Raw genomic sequence first — 18388 nt, forward strand, 5'->3', positions numbered from 1 at the left:
GAACGGCTTGGAGATCACGATCCGCCCGGCGGCTATACTATTTTCGCGGAAATAGTATAACGGAAGCGGATGAGAAGAGATGTTGATGGATTGGAGCGAGAGTTCAATTTTTTCAATTGGTTAGAAGGCGCCGTGTGCACGATGTGTGCACCGGGAGCTCAAAGAAAATCCAGCGACAACCAATGTACACAGGCTGAACTGAACGCGCTGCGGCGTCGGCGGCGAGCCGATGTTTCCGGAGCGGTGCGATCTCGTTTGGCAATCCGCGCTCATCACCCGAGTCGGCCCTTCTGGCCGCCCGAGGAGAACGCATTGCGCTACTACTAGCTAGACTAAAGCTTACGCAACGGCGACCATCGCACCGGCTGTCACGTGCCCCGGATTCACGACGTCGCAATAAATCCCGAAATCACGACCGTGACGCTTGACCACTTTGCGCAAGATTTCGACGTCTACCGGCAAGCGATCCTGCTCGATCGTGATAAAGCCGCAGCGTCCGCAAGGCCTCTTGCCCCGCAACATGACCCCTCCGATCCTGATCTCCCGGCCGATCCAGTCTTTTTCAGGCATCGCCTCGTCCTCATCCTGCCAGTCGACAAGAATGTTCGGACGGAAGCGGCGCGTGTCGATGACGCTGTCGGGCAATTCTCGGCTAAGGCTGCGCAGTGCAGCCGTGGTCAAGAGATGGATCGGAGCGTGCTCGTAGCGAGGACGGAAACCGCCCGATCCGATGGGGTCGAACGGCTTCAGCATCGGCTTGAAGCCGAAGGTCCTCGACAAGGCTTCCCGCATCGAGGCGTCCTCCGGTCCAGCCCAACTCTTGCCATCGACCGAAACGGCGACGCCGCCATCAGCGATCTTGGCATGCGCGCGCGGCACGCCGATGAAGTGCTTTTCCCGCCCAGGGGAGGCGATACGGCCGGTTGCTTCATCGAGCACTCCCCAGATCCGGTCGCCGGCGATGCCGCCTGCCTCGACGCGCGCCACGGCGAGCTGTTCGCCTGCCATGGAGCTCACCGGATAGCGCCAGAGTTCTGCGACCTTACCCTTCATAGGCGCTTGAGCCTCACACCTTGTAGACGACCTGGGACTGGGAAGACGTCATCCCGGCCATCAAGGCCATGGCGACGAGCGCTTTCCTGAAAGACATAGCGATGACCGTCGAATTGACGAACCGATGGAGTGACTGGATCTCCGACCGATGCACGTCTTGGACTAGTCCATACAGCTTCAGCTCAACGCGTGACCGGCCAATCCGTAAACCCACGGCTCGTTTTCCTTTCGGTTCAGGAATCGCCGGCCCTTGGACATGGTTATGACCGTCTCGCTTATCCCGAGGCGGCTCTGCTGAAGATAGTCAGCAAAGAGACCCGTCTGCTCGCGCGTATCGACGCGGGCGAACCGTCCCGTGAGCTCTTTAAGATGCACGGCCGTGAGATGGATCGCGTCACAATCATTGCTGGCGACGATGGGACCGATCACGTGACCACGCCCGAACTCGCGCTTCATGGAGTAGCCGACGATCTCGCTGCCGCGGCTCAGAACGCAGATTGACGCACCTTCCGAAAGCAATGCAAGCAGCTTCTGGCGGCTTGTTCCGAACGCGCGCTCATCGAGCGCTGCGATCTCCCGAAGATTGTCGGCTGACAACGACCTCAGTTCACCGTCCAGAACTGGCACCGCAGGGAGGGATGATACGACCTCACCTTGCCACTGATACACGACCGCTTCCTTGCTGAAGCCCAGCGAAAGATAAAGATGAAAGGCGGCATCGGTCGAGTTCAGGCTCAAATTCCGATCGCCACACCGTTCGAACACCTGTTCCATGAGCCATCGGCCACTACCTTGTGCTTGGGTGCGCGGCGATGTGATTACCAGGCCGATGGTGGCGAATTCGCGTCCGTGCGGGAACCACATCGCGCTTCCGAAAACGCGCCCGATGCCGTCAACAGCGACGATGCCCTGACCTGCGCGGCGCAGGAAATCCCAGTCCTTGGGCCGATGCGGCCAGCCAACCGCAACCGAGAGAGCGTGGAGCAGCTTCACGTCAATTTCGCGAATGTCCCGCGCGACCAATTCGAAGGACTTCAGGCGTACCGATCGTCCCATTCATCCGTCCCTTCGCGGAATGCCAAAGTCTATGGCTTGTCGTGCCTTCTGATCCTGCTGTCGGATTATGGCAGCAGACGTGTTTGCCGCAGCATTGCACGGAAAGGCAGCAGGTTTCACCTGTTTTGGGCAAGTCTTCGAAATCTTCGGCCTATAGCGCAACGCAATTCGGCAGGGAAAGCTCCTGCTTGCGGTTACGCTGTCGATATCTAGCGAATTGCGTTGGCAGAGTGGGCCCCATGAAGGTTGAAGAAATCCGCGCGAGGCTCGTCGCGTTTCCCGTTTTGGGGCTCAATGCCGCGGCTGGACTTCATCAGCAGGCCGGCGCCGACACGGTCATTTGCGATCCCGGCGATGTCAGTCATGCCGATTGCCTCCATGACTACATCGAGACCGGCGAACTCGCTACGTGCCAACAATTGATCGAGCATCTCGGCGCGCGCCTCGCCGTGTGACACGAAGGGTTCGTCGATGGGGTTTCTTTTCAATTCCGATGCCGCAAGAGGGGCAGTTTTCCGCCAGATCTTTGCGCGCGAGCTCCCGGACCTGGAATTCTACCACTGTAGTGAAAATATCGACTCCGACAAGGTGAGGTACCTCCTGACCTGGAACGTGCCGGACGATGTTTCGCGTTATCGCAATCTGGAGGTGCTCTTCTCCATCGGTGCAGGGGTTGATCAGTTCAAGCCGGAGATCATACCCGACCATGTGAAAGTGGTTCGCATGGTCGAGGATGGCATCATACGCATGATGCAAGAATACGTCGTCCTTGGCGTGCTGGCGCTCCATCGCGAGATGCTCGCATATCGGGAGCAGCAGAGAAGGGCCATGTGGCAAGCCCTCACCAGTCCGCAGACGGCGGAGCGCCGCGTGGGTTTCCTGGGCCTTGGCATGCTGGCGCATGCGGCAATCGACCGCCTCAAACCCTTTGGATTCCCTCTTGCCGCATGGAGCCGCAGCAAAAAGCTGGTCGAGGGGGTCACCTGCTTTCACGGCGAAGATCAGCTTGCCGGCTTTCTGATGGAGACGGATATTCTGGTCTGTCTCTTGCCGCTGACGGAGCAGACCCGTGGCATTCTGAACGCAAGGCTCTTCTCGTTCTTGCCGACGGGAGCGCGACTGCTGCATGTTGGCCGCGGCCCGCAGCTTGACCAGGCCGCACTCATCGAGGCGCTCGACGGCGGCCGCCTTGCAGCAGCCATACTCGATGTCACCGACCCCGAGCCGCTGCCGGAAGGCCATGCGCTCTGGTCGCACCCGAAGGTGATGATAACGCCGCATATCGCCTCCGTGACGCAGCCGCATACGGCAGCACTATCCGTAATAGAAAACATCCGGCGCCACCGCGCCGGGAAAAGTCCGATCGGCCTCGTCGATCGAACGCGCGGCTACTAACCAGGAAACGATCCCATGTCACTTCTGATTACAATCGATACCAATCCGGACTTCGCACCAAAGAACGCCTTGCCTGATCCGGAACGTCTGATTTCGGGCAATCCATCCTTCAAGACCTGGGCGCAGGACGCTTCGAAAGGAGAGAAGGTACTAACCGGCGTCTGGGAAGCAACGCCCGGCGAGACCCATTCCATCAAGGGCACCACCTACGAGTTTTGTCACATCATCTCGGGTCTCATCGAAATTGAGGAAAAGGATGGTGAGACGAAGACTTACCGCGCTGGCGACAGCTTTGTGATGAAACCGGGGTTTGTCGGCGTCTGGCGCACGATCGAGACCGTGCGAAAGATCTACGTCTGCGCTTATGACTGAGCATAAAGCTCAGAGCGGTCCAAATATACGGCCCGCCAGAACAATCGACTTTCCAAGCCGCGCCTGACCCGATTCAACGCCGTCAGGCAGTTCATTCTCGATGAAAAATGCGGCGGTCGATCCTGTACTGCTCGGATAAGACGATTCTATTTCACTAATCGCAAATCCAACAGCGTGCTCGTCGAACGTCGGGCAGACTCGCTCGTGGGCGAGGACAAGAGGCGACTACGCATCGCAGTGACGGCGGGGTTGGCCCCGAAGGGAAAGAAGATGATCGCATTGAAGGACAAGTATCTGTTTCGCCAGCAGGCGTTGATCGGCGGCAACTGGCGGGATGCGAACGCGAAATCGACCGTCGATGTCATCGATCCTGCCAGTCAGCAAGTTCTAGGCACCATTCCCGATATGGGCCGCGACGAGACCAGGGCTGCAATTGACGCTGCGGCCGATGCTTTCAAGCGCTGGAAGAAAAAGACTCATGCTGAGCGTGCAGCGCTCTTGGAGCGATGGCATGAACTGATGCGGCAACATGAGCAGGATTTGGCGCTTTTGCTGACGCTGGAACAGGGCAAGCCGCTCGCCGAATCGCTCGGAGAAATCCGCTATGGGGTATCCTTCGTAAAATGGTTTGCGGAAGAGGCGCGCAGGATCAATGGCTCGACTATTCCTTCACCCACTGCCGACCGCCGCATTCTGGTACTGAAAGAGGCGGTAGGCGTCTGCGGGATCATCACCCCCTGGAATTTCCCAAACGCCATGATTACGCGCAAGGTGGCCCCTGCGCTGGCTGCGGGCTGCACCGTGGTCATCAAGCCATCTGAATTTACGCCGTTTTCGGCGCTCGCGATCGGCGTTCTGGCGGAGCGGGCAGGGATTCCGGCGGGCGTCATCAATATCGTGACTGGCATGCCCGCGGAAATCGGCAATGAGCTGATGGCCAACGAAACCGTGCGCAAGATCTCGTTTACCGGATCGACTCGCGTAGGCGCGTTGCTGATGAAAGGCGCCGCCGACAACATCAAGAAGCTCAGTCTTGAACTCGGCGGTAATGCACCATTCATCGTCTTTGACGATGCCGACGTCGACCTGGCGGTGGAGGGGGCGATTGCATCGAAGTTCCGCAATGGCGGGCAGACCTGCGTCTGCTGCAATCGCATTCTCGTTCAAGCCGGCATTTACGACGCTTTTGCAGAAAAGCTCGCCAGCCGGGTCGCGAAAATGAAGGTCGGCGCCGGCACGGAAGAAGGGGTTGCAATCGGGCCGATGATCAATGGCGCGGCGATAGAAAAGATCAAGCGGCACATCTCGGACGCCTTGGATAAAGGCGCGAGGATCATCTCGCAAAGCGAAGGTATGCCGGAAGGTCGGCAGTATGCCCGTCCCGTCGTGCTCGGTGACGCAACGACCGAGATGCTGTTGGCTTCAGAAGAGACTTTCGGACCGGTCGCTCCGCTTTTCCGCTTCAAGACCGAGGACGAAGCGATTGCGATCGCAAACGGCACGCCATTCGGCCTTGCTGCCTATTTCTACACGGAAAACCTGAAGCGCTCATGGCGTGTTGCCGAGGCGCTGGAGTTCGGAATGGTAGGCTTGAACACTGGCCTGATCTCAACCGAAGTTGCGCCTTTCGGCGGTGTAAAGCAGTCGGGACTAGGGCGTGAAGGATCCCAGCTCGGGATAGAAGAATATCTCGAGATCAAAACACTTCATGTCGGCGGGTTGGAATGAGGGGCCGCTTCCCGGTTTCGGGAAGGGAATCGAAGGGGTTTCGATTCTGCGGCGGGTCGCGTCCGCGCGATAAATAGGATGATGCCTCAACCGCGAAGTAACGCAATATCTATCGGATTAGCCGAAACACGGAAAAGGGGGCGGCTGAACCGCCCCCTTTATTCATCGCGCATCGGTCTCTATTGAAGTCTTCGAAGGTCTGAAGTGCAGCGAAAGGGCCCGAGAAGGATACGCATTCACGCGCTTTTTCGAAGGGGCTCCAAACCGACTGCCGCGGCGAGCCCGCCGATGTCATCCACCTCGGTGTACTGATAGAAGGGGTTCGCGGGCTCATGACCGCGGTTCACCCATACCTTGCTCTTGATGCCCAGGTCGTAGGCGGTCATCAGGTCGTAGCGGAAGGAGGATGAAACGTGGGTGATGTCTTCCGGACCGCAGCCCAGCTTGTCAAACATGTACTCAAAGCCCTTCATGTGCGGCTTGTAGGCGCCGGTTTCCTCGGCTGTGATGACCGTGTGGAAGGGGGCGCCGAGCTTCTCCACGTTCGACATGATGAGGCTCTTCATGGAGTTCGACAGGATGACCAGTGGGATCTCCTTCGCAACCCGGGCCAGACCTGCCGGAACGTCGGGATGTGGACCCCAAGTCGGCACTTCCTCGTAGATGCGCTGTGCGTCCTCTGGCCGAAATGCAACACCATTGCGCCTGCAGGCGCGTTCCAGCGAATTGTGCACGACCTCGAGGTAGGGCTTCCAGGCGCCGAGAACCTCGTCCAGACGATAGGCTGAAAAGTCCTTGATGAGCCCTGCCATCGCCACGGACGAAAGCTGGGAGCCGTAGACTCTCGTTGCCGCGCCGGCCATGTCGAAATTCGTCAGCGTGCCGTAGCAATCGAAAGTGATGTATTTCGGTCGGAACTTCGTCATGGCGTGGAATCCTCCAATCCTCTCGGCACTGGGCCGGTACGACAGCATCATAATGAGGATCTCGGAAGATAAAGCGCCGCTTTTGCTGAAGCCGGAAGCAGATTGTGTCGTACCGGATCAAAGCTTTGGCAGAGAGTTGCGCCAAGCAACCTTTCGAATTGAGCAGGACCGCGACGCGGCGGACCTGCTCCGGCATAAGATGCGGCATCGATCACCAACGAAAGTGACAACTCCTTTGGTCCGGGCGCTGCTTGGGAGGAACTGCCGTCCTCGATATCGTACTTTGCTCTTCGGGTTGATTTGGAGAATGAAATGTTGAGCAATTCGCTGATCGAGCTGGATCGCGCGCATCTGATTCACCCGGTCTCATCTTATCGCAGCCATGAGGCGCTGGGCGTGCGGGTGCTAAAATCGGCGAAGGGCGCGACCCTGACCGATGCCTCAGGACATCAATTGCTCGACGGGTTTGCTGGCCTGTGGTGCGTCAATGCCGGGTACGGACAAGACAGCATTGTTGAAGCAGCCACGAGGCAGCTGCGGGAACTGCCTTATGCGACGGGATATTTCGGGTTGGGATCGGAGCCGGCTATTCGTCTCGCCGCCAGGCTGGCTGAATTGGCGCCCGGCGATCTGAACCACGTCTATTTCACGCTGGGTGGTTCCGATGCCGTCGACAGCACGATTCGCTTCATTCGGTACTACTATCACGCCAGGGGTATGCCGCAGAAGGACCAGTTCATCTCCGTGGAGCAGGGCTATCATGGATCCTCGACGGCAGGATCCGGATTGACAGCGCTGCCAGCCTTTCATGCGGGCTTTGGGGTGCCTTATAGCTGGCAGCACAAAATTCCGTCGCACTATGCCTATCGCAATCCTGTCGGCACCCATCCCCAGGCAATCATTGCTGCGTCGGTCGCGGCCCTGCGAGCGAAGATCGCCGAACTGGGCGCAGATCGCATTGCGGCTTTTTATGTCGAGCCAATTCAGGGATCAGGGGGCGTCCTTGTGCCGCCGCCGTCTTGGCTGAAAGCCATGCACACTGTTTGCAAGGAGAACGATATTCTGTTCGTTGCCGATGAGGTCATCACTGGCTTTGGTCGAGTCGGCCCATTTTTTGCCTGCGAAGAAGACGATGTTGTGCCGGATTTCATGACCACCGCAAAGGGGCTGACGTCGGGCTATGTGCCGATGGGAGCCGTTTTCATGTCGGACCGCGTTTACAATACGATCGCGGATGGGGCCGGCAAGGCGGCCGTCGGTCATGGCTACACCTATTCCGGACATCCCGTCAGTGCGGCGGTTGGGCTCGCGTGCCTTGACCTTTACCAGAATGGCTTGCTGGAAAATGGGCGGAAGGCCGGCCACCGCTTGATGGAGGGGCTTCGCTCGCTTGCCGATCATCCACTCGTCGGCGATGTCCGTGGTCGCGGGATGCTGGCCGCAATTGAGCTTGTCACGGACAAGGAGCGCAAGACGCCCCTGCCACCGGAAGCCGACGCAGCGCGCCGCATCTTCGACCGCGCATGGGATAACGGCCTCGTCATCCGCGCCTTTGCCCAGGGCGTGCTGGGCTATGCGCCACCGCTTTGCTGCACGCATGGGGAGATTGACGGCATCATCGAACGAACCCGGACGACGCTCGACCAGACCCTCGAAGACAAGGATGTCCGCGCGGTGATGAAGGGATAATTATCGCGTCTGCCGCTGCGAAATCCGAAGAAGGATGATGCGATGACTATTCTTGATGCCGACGCGCTTTGTGCAGCGAAATCGCGCATTATCCGACCATTCCCGCAACTTGCTGCTAGGGCCTGAATAGGTGACGAGTGGAGGGCCTTGATCAGCAGCAGAGTTGGCGCGGCACTCTGCTAGTCTGGACAATCATCGCCAAGGCTAGAGGAAACCGTTCTTCAGTCGTTGAATATGCTTTCGAGAGGCAGATGGGATTTCACGATAGGCGACTTCAGCACGACAAAACTGAAGTATTTATCGATGCCGATATCCAATTCGACGAGACGTTCCATAATCGCCTGGTACTCACTTATTCCGGCTGTGATAAACTTCACGAGGTAGTCATATCCGCCCGAAACCAGATGGCATTCGACGACCGAATCCATCTTTTCGATAGTCGTTAGAAAGCGAGCGAAATCTATCTGGCGATGGTTCTTGAGCGTGATCTCGGCAAAGACGGTCAGAGTTTGTCCAAGCTTTGAAACATCGATCTGAGCGGAATAACCGGTGATGAAGCCCTCCGTCTGGAGCCTTTTGACGCGCATCAGGCACGGGCTCGGAGAAAGGTGAATCAGCTCCGCGAGTTCGACGTTGGAAACCCGACCATTTTTTTGCAGTTCGCATAAAATCCTTATGTCGATCTTGTCGAGCTTCATAGGACGGCCCCACCAGACCTTCGAACCGCGGCTCGCCGAAGCCCCCTGGCGTCCATGTTGGCGGTCGATCGACCCCCGGGGCTGCCCGCGCCGGCTAGGCCGGACGGTATGCCGTCGGAGTAATTCGGGCGACGATGGTAATCGTTACTCTGAGGCGTCGGCAACATGCGCGCTTTCATAGCATCAACTCCCGTGCCACCTCGGCGGGCCACCGTGTGTTCGCCCATGAAGACACGCCGGTGGCTCTCCAAGGTGATGCCACCCCCCGGCGTCCGTCAATCGAATATTCGCGGAGCAGGCTTTTCAGAAGTCGGCGACCTTGCCCCAAGCGCCCATTTTCAGACGCTCCGGCCTGTAGGGACGCGGGTCGACGATCGGCTCGCTGCCGGTGATGATGTCGGCAATCATATGTCCTGCGCCAGGGCCAATCCCGAAGCCATGACCGCTGAATCCGGCCGCGAGGACAAAGCCTGGGATCGCCTCCACTTCACCGATTGCGGGAACGCCATCCGGTGTGCTGTCGATATAGCCGGCCCAGACATTGGTGATTGCGACGCGCCGAAGCTCGGGCAGCAATTCGCAAGCTCTTTGATGTGTCGCCCGAATCTGCCGCATGTCGGGGCGGGGATTAAGTGTCCGGTTCAGCTCCATCGGGGTCACCTCACCGAGCGCCCATTTCGCCAGGGATTCGTGCCCCTGGCGCATGCCCTCGAATGCGCCAGGGGCGAGACTGCGCCAGCGGCGAGCGAACATCGGCACGAATTCGCGGCCGAACCTGAATTGCTGCGGCGTTGGATCGACTCGCGCGCGCCCGCTAATCGCCAGCGTGTATCCGCCGCTGCTGCGCCGCGTAAGTGACACGAGCGCAGTGTGCAAAGCATCGGGCAGACCGGCTGCGCCTGGAGCCGTCGCGAGGATGGATTGGCGAACGGAAGCCTGCGGGAAGCGAATGCCGAGCTGGTTGCAGAAAGAAGAAGCCCACGCCCCTCCTGCCATTACCACCGTCTTCGTCCGGATTGTGCCCAGTTCGGTCACCACGCCGCTCACCCGGCCGGCACTGAGCTCTACGCCGCGAGCGGCGCAATGCTGGTGCACCGTGCCGCCAGCCGTCATGATCGCACGCGCGGCGATGGGCACAGCCTTCGAAGGGTCGGCCGTTCCGTCGGTTGGCGAGAAGACGCCACCTTTCCATTTGCGGCCCGTCGCTTTGCCTCTCTCGCTCGCTTCTTCCGTGCTCAACATGTGCGTCGTAACGCCGACCGTCCTTGCAAAATCGCGCCAGTTCGCCCAGCCGGTCAGCTCTTTCTCGTCGTTCGACAGATAGAGAAGCCCGCAGCGGCGGAAACCGGTGTCTTCCCCGGTCTCCTGTGCTACTCTCTCCCAGAGATCGAGACTCTTGGTGGCGATCGGTAGCTCGCGTGCATCGCGATTCTGTTGACGACACCATCCCCAGTTGCGGCTGGACTGCTCGGCGGCGACGCGCCCCTTTTCGAGCAAGGCGACCTTAACGCCGCGGCGGGCAAGATAGTAGGCCGTGAACACGCCCACCACGCCGCCGCCAATGACGACGACGTCAGCCTCTTGAGGCAGAGACGGACTGGATTCGATATGGATCAGTGGCGCGCTCATCGAGCGAGGACTCCGGCGTTTGAGGTATCGTACCGAGCTTCCGCGGATGCGCCTTGCCGAGTTTTCTGGTCAGACGGAATATCCTGCGGTTTGCTACCTTCATTACAAGCTTTTGTTGCGAGAACAGATCGCTCGCGCCGTACCTCAGAGGCAGAGACCAGGCATATGCTCTCCGTAATCAGATCGGCGTCAGTCGAGAATGAGGGCGTGCAGCAATGAAATCAGCACGCAGTTCTTGGTGGTGATGCGTTCTTTGCAGGACCGCTGAAGGCTGTCTTCGAGCCCACCGGGTCCTTGCCGCGGGGGCAGTACGTGCCAAGCTGACGAACCCTATGGACGAGTATGCGGGGGTTCTCGTCAGGCGCGGGCGTACCGGGCGCGCGTCCCCGGGGTGATGTTGGAGGCATCGCAACGCAGAGCGAAATGCCAAATCGGACTTCGTTTTCAGAAGTTCCTGCCGCCCGCGTGCCGCGTTTCGGCGACTCTGGGAGGACCGAAGCGGCCAAACTCGTGAGCATCAAGCAAGAATCTCGATCAAAGAGTCGAGGATCATAATGGGAGCCATCGACATGGGCCTTGCCGAGGAACTGACCTTAGCGGAAGCCGTCACGCCTCTCATGGCGTTCCGCTACAAAAGCTTTGATGCCGCAGGTACGATGATCGATTTCGAGAGCGTGACTGAGGATAGACCTGCCGTCATCGCGGCCGAGGCTGGGCAGTTCACCAAGCCCGATATCAGTTTCGATCACTGATCGATTTGGCGAACGCGGGCAACGCTGCGTCTTGAGCGGCACAGCTCTTGCTCGTCGAGCATAGAGGTCAGAATCCATGTCGCAGCTTCCGACCAGGGAATGCCAGTATGAACGGCGAGTTCTCGACCTGTCCGATCGCGCAGCCAAAAGCGTCCGAAGCCTCAATTCACAGCAGGATGTCCCGATGCCGTTGAAAGGGGAGGATACTCTGATGGCCTCTAGCATCCAGGCTGCAGACTCCCAAGACGTGGCGCTCTCGGTGCGCGACCTTTGCATAAGCCTGCCGGGGGGGATGGAGCGGGCATTTGCCGTCGAGAATGTTTCCTTCGATCTGAAGCGCGGTCAGATCCTGTGCATCATTGGAGAATCCGGATCGGGAAAGTCGGTCACGGCCAACGCGATCATGGGACTTCTGCCCAAGGTGATCCGGGTTTCCTCTGGCGCAATCCACCTCGACGGAATGAACATCGCGGGTCTGCCTTCCGACAAGCTGCGCGGCCTGCGCGGACGGGTCGTGTCAATGATCTTTCAGGACCCGCTCTCAGCGCTCAATCCGCTGATGACGGTGGGGGCGCAGATCGACGAAGCCATGGCGGCTCATGGCTTCGGCACACCGAAATCCCGTCGCAGCCGCGCGATCGAGTTGCTGACCGAAGTGGGTCTGCCCGATGTGCAGCTCATGTATCATCAGTATCCGTTCCGGCTTTCGGGTGGGCAGCGACAGCGCGTGATGATCGCGATAGCCCTGGCGCTCGAGCCCGCGATCCTGATCGCAGACGAACCGACAACCGCACTCGACGTGACCACCCAGGCGCAGATCCTGAAGCTGATCCGCGACATTCAGCGCCGCAAGGGAATGAGCGTGATGTTCATCACGCATGATTTTGGGGTGGTGGCCGAGATCGCCGACAGCGTCGTGGTGATGGAGAAAGGCCATGTCGTCGAGCAGGGCAGCGCCGTTCAGGTTCTGCAATCGCCCGGCCACCCTTACACGCGGCGGCTCATTGCGGCCGTTCCCCATCTGACAGGCAAGGACCGGATTCCTCTGGAAGCTGCCGGGAAAGCGCCAATCCTGCAGGTTAACGGTTTGGTGAAAACCTATCGCAGCGGCGCCAAATGGTTCGGCGCGACGCGGACTGTGCCGGCGGTAAACGACGTATCGTTCGACCTGGCACCTGGGCGGACACTCGGCGTCGTCGGTGAAAGCGGCTCCGGCAAGTCGTCACTAGGGCGGCTTTTGATCAAACTGATGGACAGTGACGGCGGTCGGATTCTGTTCGAGGGCCGCGACATTGCCGGGCTTTCTGAAGCCGGGTTCCGCCCACTGCGGCCGCGAATCCAGATGATCTTTCAAGATCCTTTCGCCTCCCTCAACCCGCGCTCGACGATCGGTCATATCCTTACGGTAGGTCCGATCGCGCATGGAATGCCTTCTGCGCAAGCACGCGAGGAGGCCCGGGGACTACTATCGCATGTGGGTCTCGACGCTGGCGCCTTTGGCCGCTATCCGCACGAGTTCTCCGGTGGGCAACGCCAACGCATCGGCATTGCTCGGGCGCTGATGTTCAAACCGACGCTACTGATTGCCGATGAAGCAGTTTCAGCGCTCGATGTGTCGATCCAGGCCCAGATCTTGAAGTTGCTGGATCAGATCCAGCGGGAGACCGGCGTCTCAATGATATTCATTACCCACGATCTGCGCGTGGCCAGCCAGATCTGCGACGAGATCGCCGTGATGCAGCGCGGGCGGATCGTCGAACGCGGACCGCCCTCGCAGATCTTCCTGAACCCGAAATCATCCTACACGCGCGAACTGGTGGCGGCGATTCCTGGAGAGAAGCCGGAACATGCCCGCCAGGCTTCGGCAAATCGATGAGCGTAACGACGGATACCGCTACAAGGAGGAAACCATGACCAAACATTCCAAATCAGCATCCAGCTATTCGCGACGCGACACATTGCGAATGATGGCCTTAGGCGGAGCCGCCGGCATCTTCGCGCCTCATCTGTTGACCAAGCCCGCCTTCGGCCAAAAAGCTGCACGAACTCCCAAGGGTCGGATTGTCGTTGGACTCTCGCAAGAGCCCACGGTCTTTAATCCGCTGATGGCACATATCGAGGTCGATGACGGCGTCCATTTCTCGGTTTTCGATGCGCTCTTTCGCATCGATCCCAAAGGCGTAATTCAGCCGAACCTTGCCGTCGAAGTGCCGACCCAAAAGAACGGCGGCATTTCCGAGGACGGCCTGAAATGGCGGATCCGCTTGCGCGACGATGTCCGTTGGCACGACGGCAAGCCTTTCACGGCTGAGGACGTGAAATTCACCCTCGAACTCATCACGAAACCGAACTTCCGCAGTTGGCGTACAACGGGGCACTCGTTGGTGCGCGACATCGCCGTGGTCTCGCCTGTCGAGATCACATGGCGGATGGAGCAGGCCTTCGCACCGTACCTGTCGTTCCTGACCGAAACCTTCGTTGTGCCGAAGCACATCCTGGAGAAGGAGGCTGATCCAAACAATGCCGCCTTCAACCAGGCGCCAATCGGTACTGGTGCATTCAAGTGGGGCACGCGCGTTCCCGGCGACCGCGTCGAGCTTGTCGCCAACTCGAATTATTTCGGTGATGGTCCTTATATCGAGCGCCTGATCTTCAAATACATCCCTGATCTCACCGTCCTCTACACCCAATTCAAGAGCGGTGACATAGACCTCGTGGGCCAGACATACATCAGCCCCGATCATTACGAGGAAGCTCGCAAGCTGCCGAGCCGGGTGGTAACGCTGGAGCCCAAATCCTCATTCGAGTCTTTTTACCTGAATCTCGAGCGCCCGCAGTTCAAGGAGCTGCAGGTCCGTCAGGCGCTCTATGCAGCGATCGACAAGAAGGCAATTATCGACGGGCTCTATTACGGCGTACCGACTCCGACTGAGACCTTCATGCCGCGGCAGTCTTTTTATTATAACCCGGGCCTGCCGGTGCAGGAGTTCAGCGTCAAGCGTGCGCAGCAGATCCTCGACGCGGCCGGCTGGGTGCCAGGGAAGGATAGGATCCGGGTAAAGGACGGGGTGCGTCTGTCTTTTACCAACTCGACCACGTCAGGCGACCCCCTTCGCGAGCAGGTGCAGCAGTATCTGCAGCAGGCGTTTGCAGAGATCGGCGTCGAAATGACCATCTCCAACCTTCCCGCCGCGGTGATGTGGGGCGAATTCTGGCAACGATCGCGTTTCGATTCGGTCATAGTAGGCAGCACTTATTTGATAGGCGCAGACCCGGACGTCACCAACCGCCTGCATTCGAATGCGATCGGTAATAAAGGCGGTCGCGGCTCAAACAATGCGCAATACGTCAATCCGGAGGTCGACTCTCTATTGGAGAAAGGCAGTCGCACCTTCGATCCGGAAGCACGGCGCGCAATCTACTTCCGCGTACAAGAACTGGTCCGGCATGATCTACCCTTGCTACCGCTTTACCAGAACATTGCCGTGCAGGGGCACAAGAAAGGGATTCAAGGTGCGGTGTCTAACGGCAACACGCGCACCGAATCCTGGAATGCCGGCGCCTGGTCTTGGGCGAGCTGATATTCGCAGCCGCCGCCCCGTCTCGCGAAAGGCGGCCGGGGCGGCAACGTACTACTGAATTTCTCATTCTCAGGAGGAGGGCCGAATGCGCGGATTTCTGTTGAATCGCCTCTCACAGAGCCTCGCGCTGCTGGTGATCGTCTCGATCATCGGCTTCATCATTCTGAGCCTTATTCCAGGCGGCCCCCTGTCGCAATACGCGCGGGATCCAAGCATGACCCAGCAGGATATGGAGCGGCTGGCGGAACAGTTGGGGTTGAACAGGCCGCTATGGATCCAGTATTTCGACTGGGTATGGCGCCTTGTGCAAGGCGACTGGGGCCGCTCCTTCCGTGACGGAACATCCGTGCTGACCGTGATCGGACGGCATATCTTTGCCACGCTACTGCTAATGGGTACCTCGACGGTGATCGCGATCGCGATCGGCACCTGGATCGGTATTCGTGGCGCCACCCACCGCTATTCGATGTTTGACTATCTGGCAACGATCGGCGCCATGGTCGCGCTATCGATCCCGACCTTCTGGTTCGGGCTTGTTGGGATCTACGTCTTCTCCCTGCAGCTGGGTTGGGTGCCCGCCGGGAACATGTACACGATCGGCGACGGCTCGGTTCTGAATTACCTGCACCATCTGATCCTGCCAAGCGTGGTGCTGTCACTTGTCCATGTCGCGGTTTGGAGCCGCTACATGCGGACGGCGACGCTGGACGCCATTAGTCAGGACTTCGTCAAAACTGCCCGTGCCAAGGGTTTGAGCGAGCGCCGAATTCTCTTGAAACATGTTGTCGGCAACGCACTCCTGCCAATGATCACGCTTGCGGGAGTGCAGCTGCCCAGCATTCTAACGGGTGCATTGGTCACCGAGACGGTCTTCACCTGGCCAGGAATGGGGCGGCTGTTTCTCGACAGCCTCGGTTACAGCGACTACCCGGTCGTGATGGGGTTGCTGATATTCTCCGCCATCCTGGTCATTCTCGGAAACCTGATCGCCGACATCGTCGTCGCCATTGTCGACCCGCGCATTCGTCTGGCTTGAACCCGCAAAGCCCCGACAGAGGAGCCACCGATATGACCGCTCTCGCCATAAGCACAGCACCAAGCCGATGGTGGCACAGCCGCGCGGTAATCCGCTTCATTAGCCATCGCCTGGCGCTGCTAGGTCTGGCAATGATCACGCTGCTGACGCTGGCGTGCGTCTTGGGCCCCTATCTGCTGCCATATGACTCGCTCCACATTGACTTGCGCGCCCGCTTCGCTCCTCCGATGACTGGAAATCATTATCTTGGCACCGATCCGCTGGGGCGTGACTTGGCTGCTCGACTGCTAATGGCAGGACGGATCTCGCTGCTGGTGGGATTCTCGGCGATGCTATTATCGATCGTGATCGGAACACTCGTCGGCGTGGTCGCGGGGTATCGCGGCGGCTGGATCGGCGCAGTCCTGATGCGGACGGTCGATGGCTTCTTGTCGTTTCCGTCGATCTTTCTCGTTCTGGCGCTGGCTGCAGCATTGCGGCCCAGCCCCATCATGATCACGGTTATCATCGCAGTCACCAAATGGATGGAAGTTGCCCGCATCGTCGAGGCTGAGGTCCGCTCGTTACGCGAGCGTGAGTTTGTCCAGGCCGGTCGGATGCTTGGGCTAAGCGGAACGCATATCATGTTCCGGGAGATCTTGCCCAACGCCATGGGTCCGATCATCGTAGCCGCCAGTTTGACGGTCGCCCGCGCGATACTTCTGGAAGCGTATATCAGCTTCCTCGGTTTTGGGATCCAGCCGCCGCTGCCCAGCTGGGGCAACATGCTCAACGGCGCCCAAAAATACCTGGCCAGCGCGCCCTGGCTTGCCATCATTCCTGGCGCTGCGATTACGATCGCGGTGACCAGCTTCAATTTCATCGGCGACGGGCTGCGCGACGCGCTCGACGTGCGAGACGATCACATCTGAGCTCAATGCGATGCGAGTGGCAGGTCAGCGTTGAAGGCTACAGCAGTGTTTCGTGACGAGCGTAGACGTCGCAAGCACCGTCTTGGCTGATCACAACTGATCTTGTCAGTAATCCCAGGCCACGCGTTAACACACGAGAAGTCAGCCACATGCACGAGCCGAGAGTCGCCGAGAAGGATACGCCCTATTGGTGGGAAGCCTCACCGCTAAAACCGCTGCCTCAACAGCCATTGCCCAAGAAACTCGACGTGCTGATCGTGGGCGCGGGCTATGCCGGCCTTTCGGCCGGGTTGGTGCTGGCGCGCGAGGGCCGTTCGGTTGCGGCCTTTGATGCGATGGATCCGGGCGAGGGGGCCTCGACGCGCAACGGTGGAATAACCAGCGCAAGCATACGACCTGATTACGCAACGATCTCTCGACGCTTCGGCGAAGACAAGGCGCTGGCGATCGAGGCGGAAGGCAAGATCGCGCGCGAATTCCTGTATGATTTCATCAGGACGGAACGGCTCGAATGCGACTTTCAGCTGGTTGGACAGTTCAAATGTGCGTTCGGATATGAACAATACGAAACGATGGCGCGCAGCGCTGACGCGCTCTCGAAGAAATTGCGGATCGAGTCTCACGCGGTTCCGTATGCCGAGCAGCGCAACTATATCGGCACCGACTTCTACCGTGGTGGCACGGTCCGAATGGATATCGGCGGGCTACACCCGGCGAAGTTTCACGCTGAACTCCTTCGAGTGGCGCTCGCTTCGGGAATGGTGGTCCAGGCACGCACGCCGGTCATCTCAATCGAGAGGGATGGCTCCGGATTCCGCGTCGTGACCTCGGCCGGATCGGTACAGGCGCGTCAGGTGCTGGTTTGTACGAATGGCTACACCGATGGCGCGGTACCCTTCCTGCGCCGCAGGCTGGTCCCGGTTCGCAGCCGGATCATTGCAACCGAAGAGCTTGCACCTGAAGTCATGGCGCGGCTGATGCCAAAACGCATGATGATGACGGAGAACCGCCAGGTCGGCTTCTATTACCGACCTTCGCCGGACGGCAAACGTATCCTTTTAGGGGGGCGCGACAGTTCTCGTGTGGGTAACCCGGTGGCTCCGAAGCTCCTTCTGCGCAACGGGCTGGTGAACCTTTTTCCGGAACTGGAGAACGTTCGCCTTTCGCACAGCTGGTTCGGCAATGTGGCGATGAATCGCGACATGCTCCCGCGCATCTTCGAAAAGGACGGTGTGGTCTACGCCACCGGCTTCTGCGGCTCAGGCGTCGTCTGGGCGCCGTGGATCGGAATGCATGCGGCCCACAAGCTGATGGGACACAACGAGGCGGCACGCACCGCCTTTGACTTCCGTCCGCCGGCCTCCATCCCGCTCTATCGTGGCGATCCCTGGTTCATGCCCGCCATCATCTGGGGATATCGGATGCAGGATCGGTTCGCGCTGTGGCGCGACCGTCGCTGACGGCACATCGTCCCTTCTACCGTACCATCAATGCAATACCGTGCCGTACTTTGCTTCAGTCTGATTGCGTAATGCCGTCGGACCCAAGATACGCTGCAGTTC

16 protein-coding genes are annotated in these 18388 nt (G+C 59.2%); 11 read left to right on the forward strand and 5 right to left on the reverse strand.

The features are described from left to right. Positions 1–339: 339 nt before the first annotated feature. Both JQ641_RS14115 and JQ641_RS14120 read right to left on the reverse strand, forming a co-directional pair. Positions 340–1053, reverse strand: a complete 714-nt coding sequence (locus tag JQ641_RS14115) for an MOSC domain-containing protein (RefSeq protein WP_283815192.1) — start codon at positions 1051–1053, stop codon at positions 340–342. 177 nt (positions 1054–1230) lie between these two features. Next, positions 1231–2109: a GNAT family N-acetyltransferase gene (locus JQ641_RS14120; RefSeq protein WP_211996561.1), complete on the reverse strand. Its 879-nt coding sequence runs from the start codon at positions 2107–2109 to the stop codon at positions 1231–1233. Positions 2110–2348: 239 nt separating this feature from the next. On the opposite strand from JQ641_RS14120, the gene JQ641_RS14125 reads away from it, so the two are divergent. The 4 genes from JQ641_RS14125 to JQ641_RS14140 all read left to right on the forward strand — a co-directional run bounded on the left by JQ641_RS14125 (position 2349) and on the right by JQ641_RS14140 (position 5604). After that, positions 2349–2564 (forward strand): hypothetical protein, encoded by a 216-nt coding sequence (locus JQ641_RS14125; RefSeq protein WP_211996562.1) that lies wholly within the window; start codon positions 2349–2351, stop codon positions 2562–2564. Positions 2565–2580: 16 nt separating this feature from the next. After that, a complete protein-coding gene (locus JQ641_RS14130) occupies positions 2581–3504 on the forward strand; it encodes a 2-hydroxyacid dehydrogenase (protein ID WP_211996563.1) in 924 nt (307 codons plus the stop codon). Between the two features lie 15 nt (positions 3505–3519). Then, entirely contained in the window at positions 3520–3876 is a 357-nt protein-coding gene (locus JQ641_RS14135) for a cupin domain-containing protein (RefSeq protein WP_211996564.1), read from the forward strand. Between the two features lie 270 nt (positions 3877–4146). After that, complete coding sequence (locus tag JQ641_RS14140; RefSeq protein ID WP_211996565.1) at positions 4147–5604, forward strand: NAD-dependent succinate-semialdehyde dehydrogenase; 1458 nt, start codon at positions 4147–4149, stop codon at positions 5602–5604. Positions 5605–5840: 236 nt separating this feature from the next. On the opposite strand, the gene JQ641_RS14145 is transcribed toward JQ641_RS14140, so the two are convergent. Further along, positions 5841–6530, reverse strand: coding sequence for a haloacid dehalogenase type II (locus tag JQ641_RS14145; RefSeq protein ID WP_211996566.1), 690 nt, complete (start codon positions 6528–6530; stop codon positions 5841–5843). 312 nt (positions 6531–6842) lie between these two features. Here JQ641_RS14145 and JQ641_RS14150 point away from each other — a divergent pair, with 312 nt between their 5' ends. Beyond that, positions 6843–8219, forward strand: coding sequence for an aspartate aminotransferase family protein (locus JQ641_RS14150; protein ID WP_211996567.1), 1377 nt, complete (start codon positions 6843–6845; stop codon positions 8217–8219). A gap of 221 nt (positions 8220–8440) precedes the next feature. Here JQ641_RS14150 and JQ641_RS14155 read toward each other — a convergent pair whose 3' ends face one another. Then, entirely contained in the window at positions 8441–8917 is a 477-nt protein-coding gene (locus JQ641_RS14155) for an Lrp/AsnC family transcriptional regulator (RefSeq protein ID WP_211996568.1), read from the reverse strand. Between the two features lie 303 nt (positions 8918–9220). Continuing rightward, positions 9221–10546 (reverse strand): NAD(P)/FAD-dependent oxidoreductase, encoded by a 1326-nt coding sequence (locus JQ641_RS14160; protein ID WP_211996569.1) that lies wholly within the window; start codon positions 10544–10546, stop codon positions 9221–9223. Between the two features lie 554 nt (positions 10547–11100). Here JQ641_RS14160 and JQ641_RS14165 point away from each other — a divergent pair. From JQ641_RS14165 to JQ641_RS14190, 6 genes are all read left to right on the forward strand, one after another. Continuing rightward, positions 11101–11298, forward strand: a complete 198-nt coding sequence (locus tag JQ641_RS14165) for a hypothetical protein (protein ID WP_211996570.1) — start codon at positions 11101–11103, stop codon at positions 11296–11298. 211 nt (positions 11299–11509) lie between these two features. Next, positions 11510–13174, forward strand: a complete 1665-nt coding sequence (locus JQ641_RS14170) for an ABC transporter ATP-binding protein (RefSeq protein WP_211996681.1) — start codon at positions 11510–11512, stop codon at positions 13172–13174. A 34-nt stretch (positions 13175–13208) separates the two neighbouring features. Beyond that, positions 13209–14879 carry a peptide ABC transporter substrate-binding protein gene (locus tag JQ641_RS14175; RefSeq protein ID WP_211996571.1) on the forward strand — a complete coding sequence of 557 codons (1671 nt, stop codon included), beginning with the start codon at positions 13209–13211 and terminating at the stop codon, positions 14877–14879. 85 nt (positions 14880–14964) lie between these two features. Beyond that, positions 14965–15915 carry an ABC transporter permease gene (locus JQ641_RS14180; RefSeq protein WP_211996572.1) on the forward strand — a complete coding sequence of 317 codons (951 nt, stop codon included), beginning with the start codon at positions 14965–14967 and terminating at the stop codon, positions 15913–15915. Positions 15916–15947: 32 nt separating this feature from the next. Then, on the forward strand, positions 15948–16826 hold the full coding sequence (locus JQ641_RS14185; RefSeq protein ID WP_211996573.1) for an ABC transporter permease: 879 nt from the start codon (positions 15948–15950) through the stop codon (positions 16824–16826). Between the two features lie 149 nt (positions 16827–16975). Then, on the forward strand, positions 16976–18286 hold the full coding sequence (locus JQ641_RS14190; protein ID WP_211996574.1) for an NAD(P)/FAD-dependent oxidoreductase: 1311 nt from the start codon (positions 16976–16978) through the stop codon (positions 18284–18286). Positions 18287–18388 lie beyond the last annotated feature (102 nt).

It is taken from the genome of Bradyrhizobium sp. JYMT SZCCT0180, from assembly GCF_018130165.1.
Classification (GTDB): domain Bacteria; phylum Pseudomonadota; class Alphaproteobacteria; order Rhizobiales; family Xanthobacteraceae; genus Bradyrhizobium.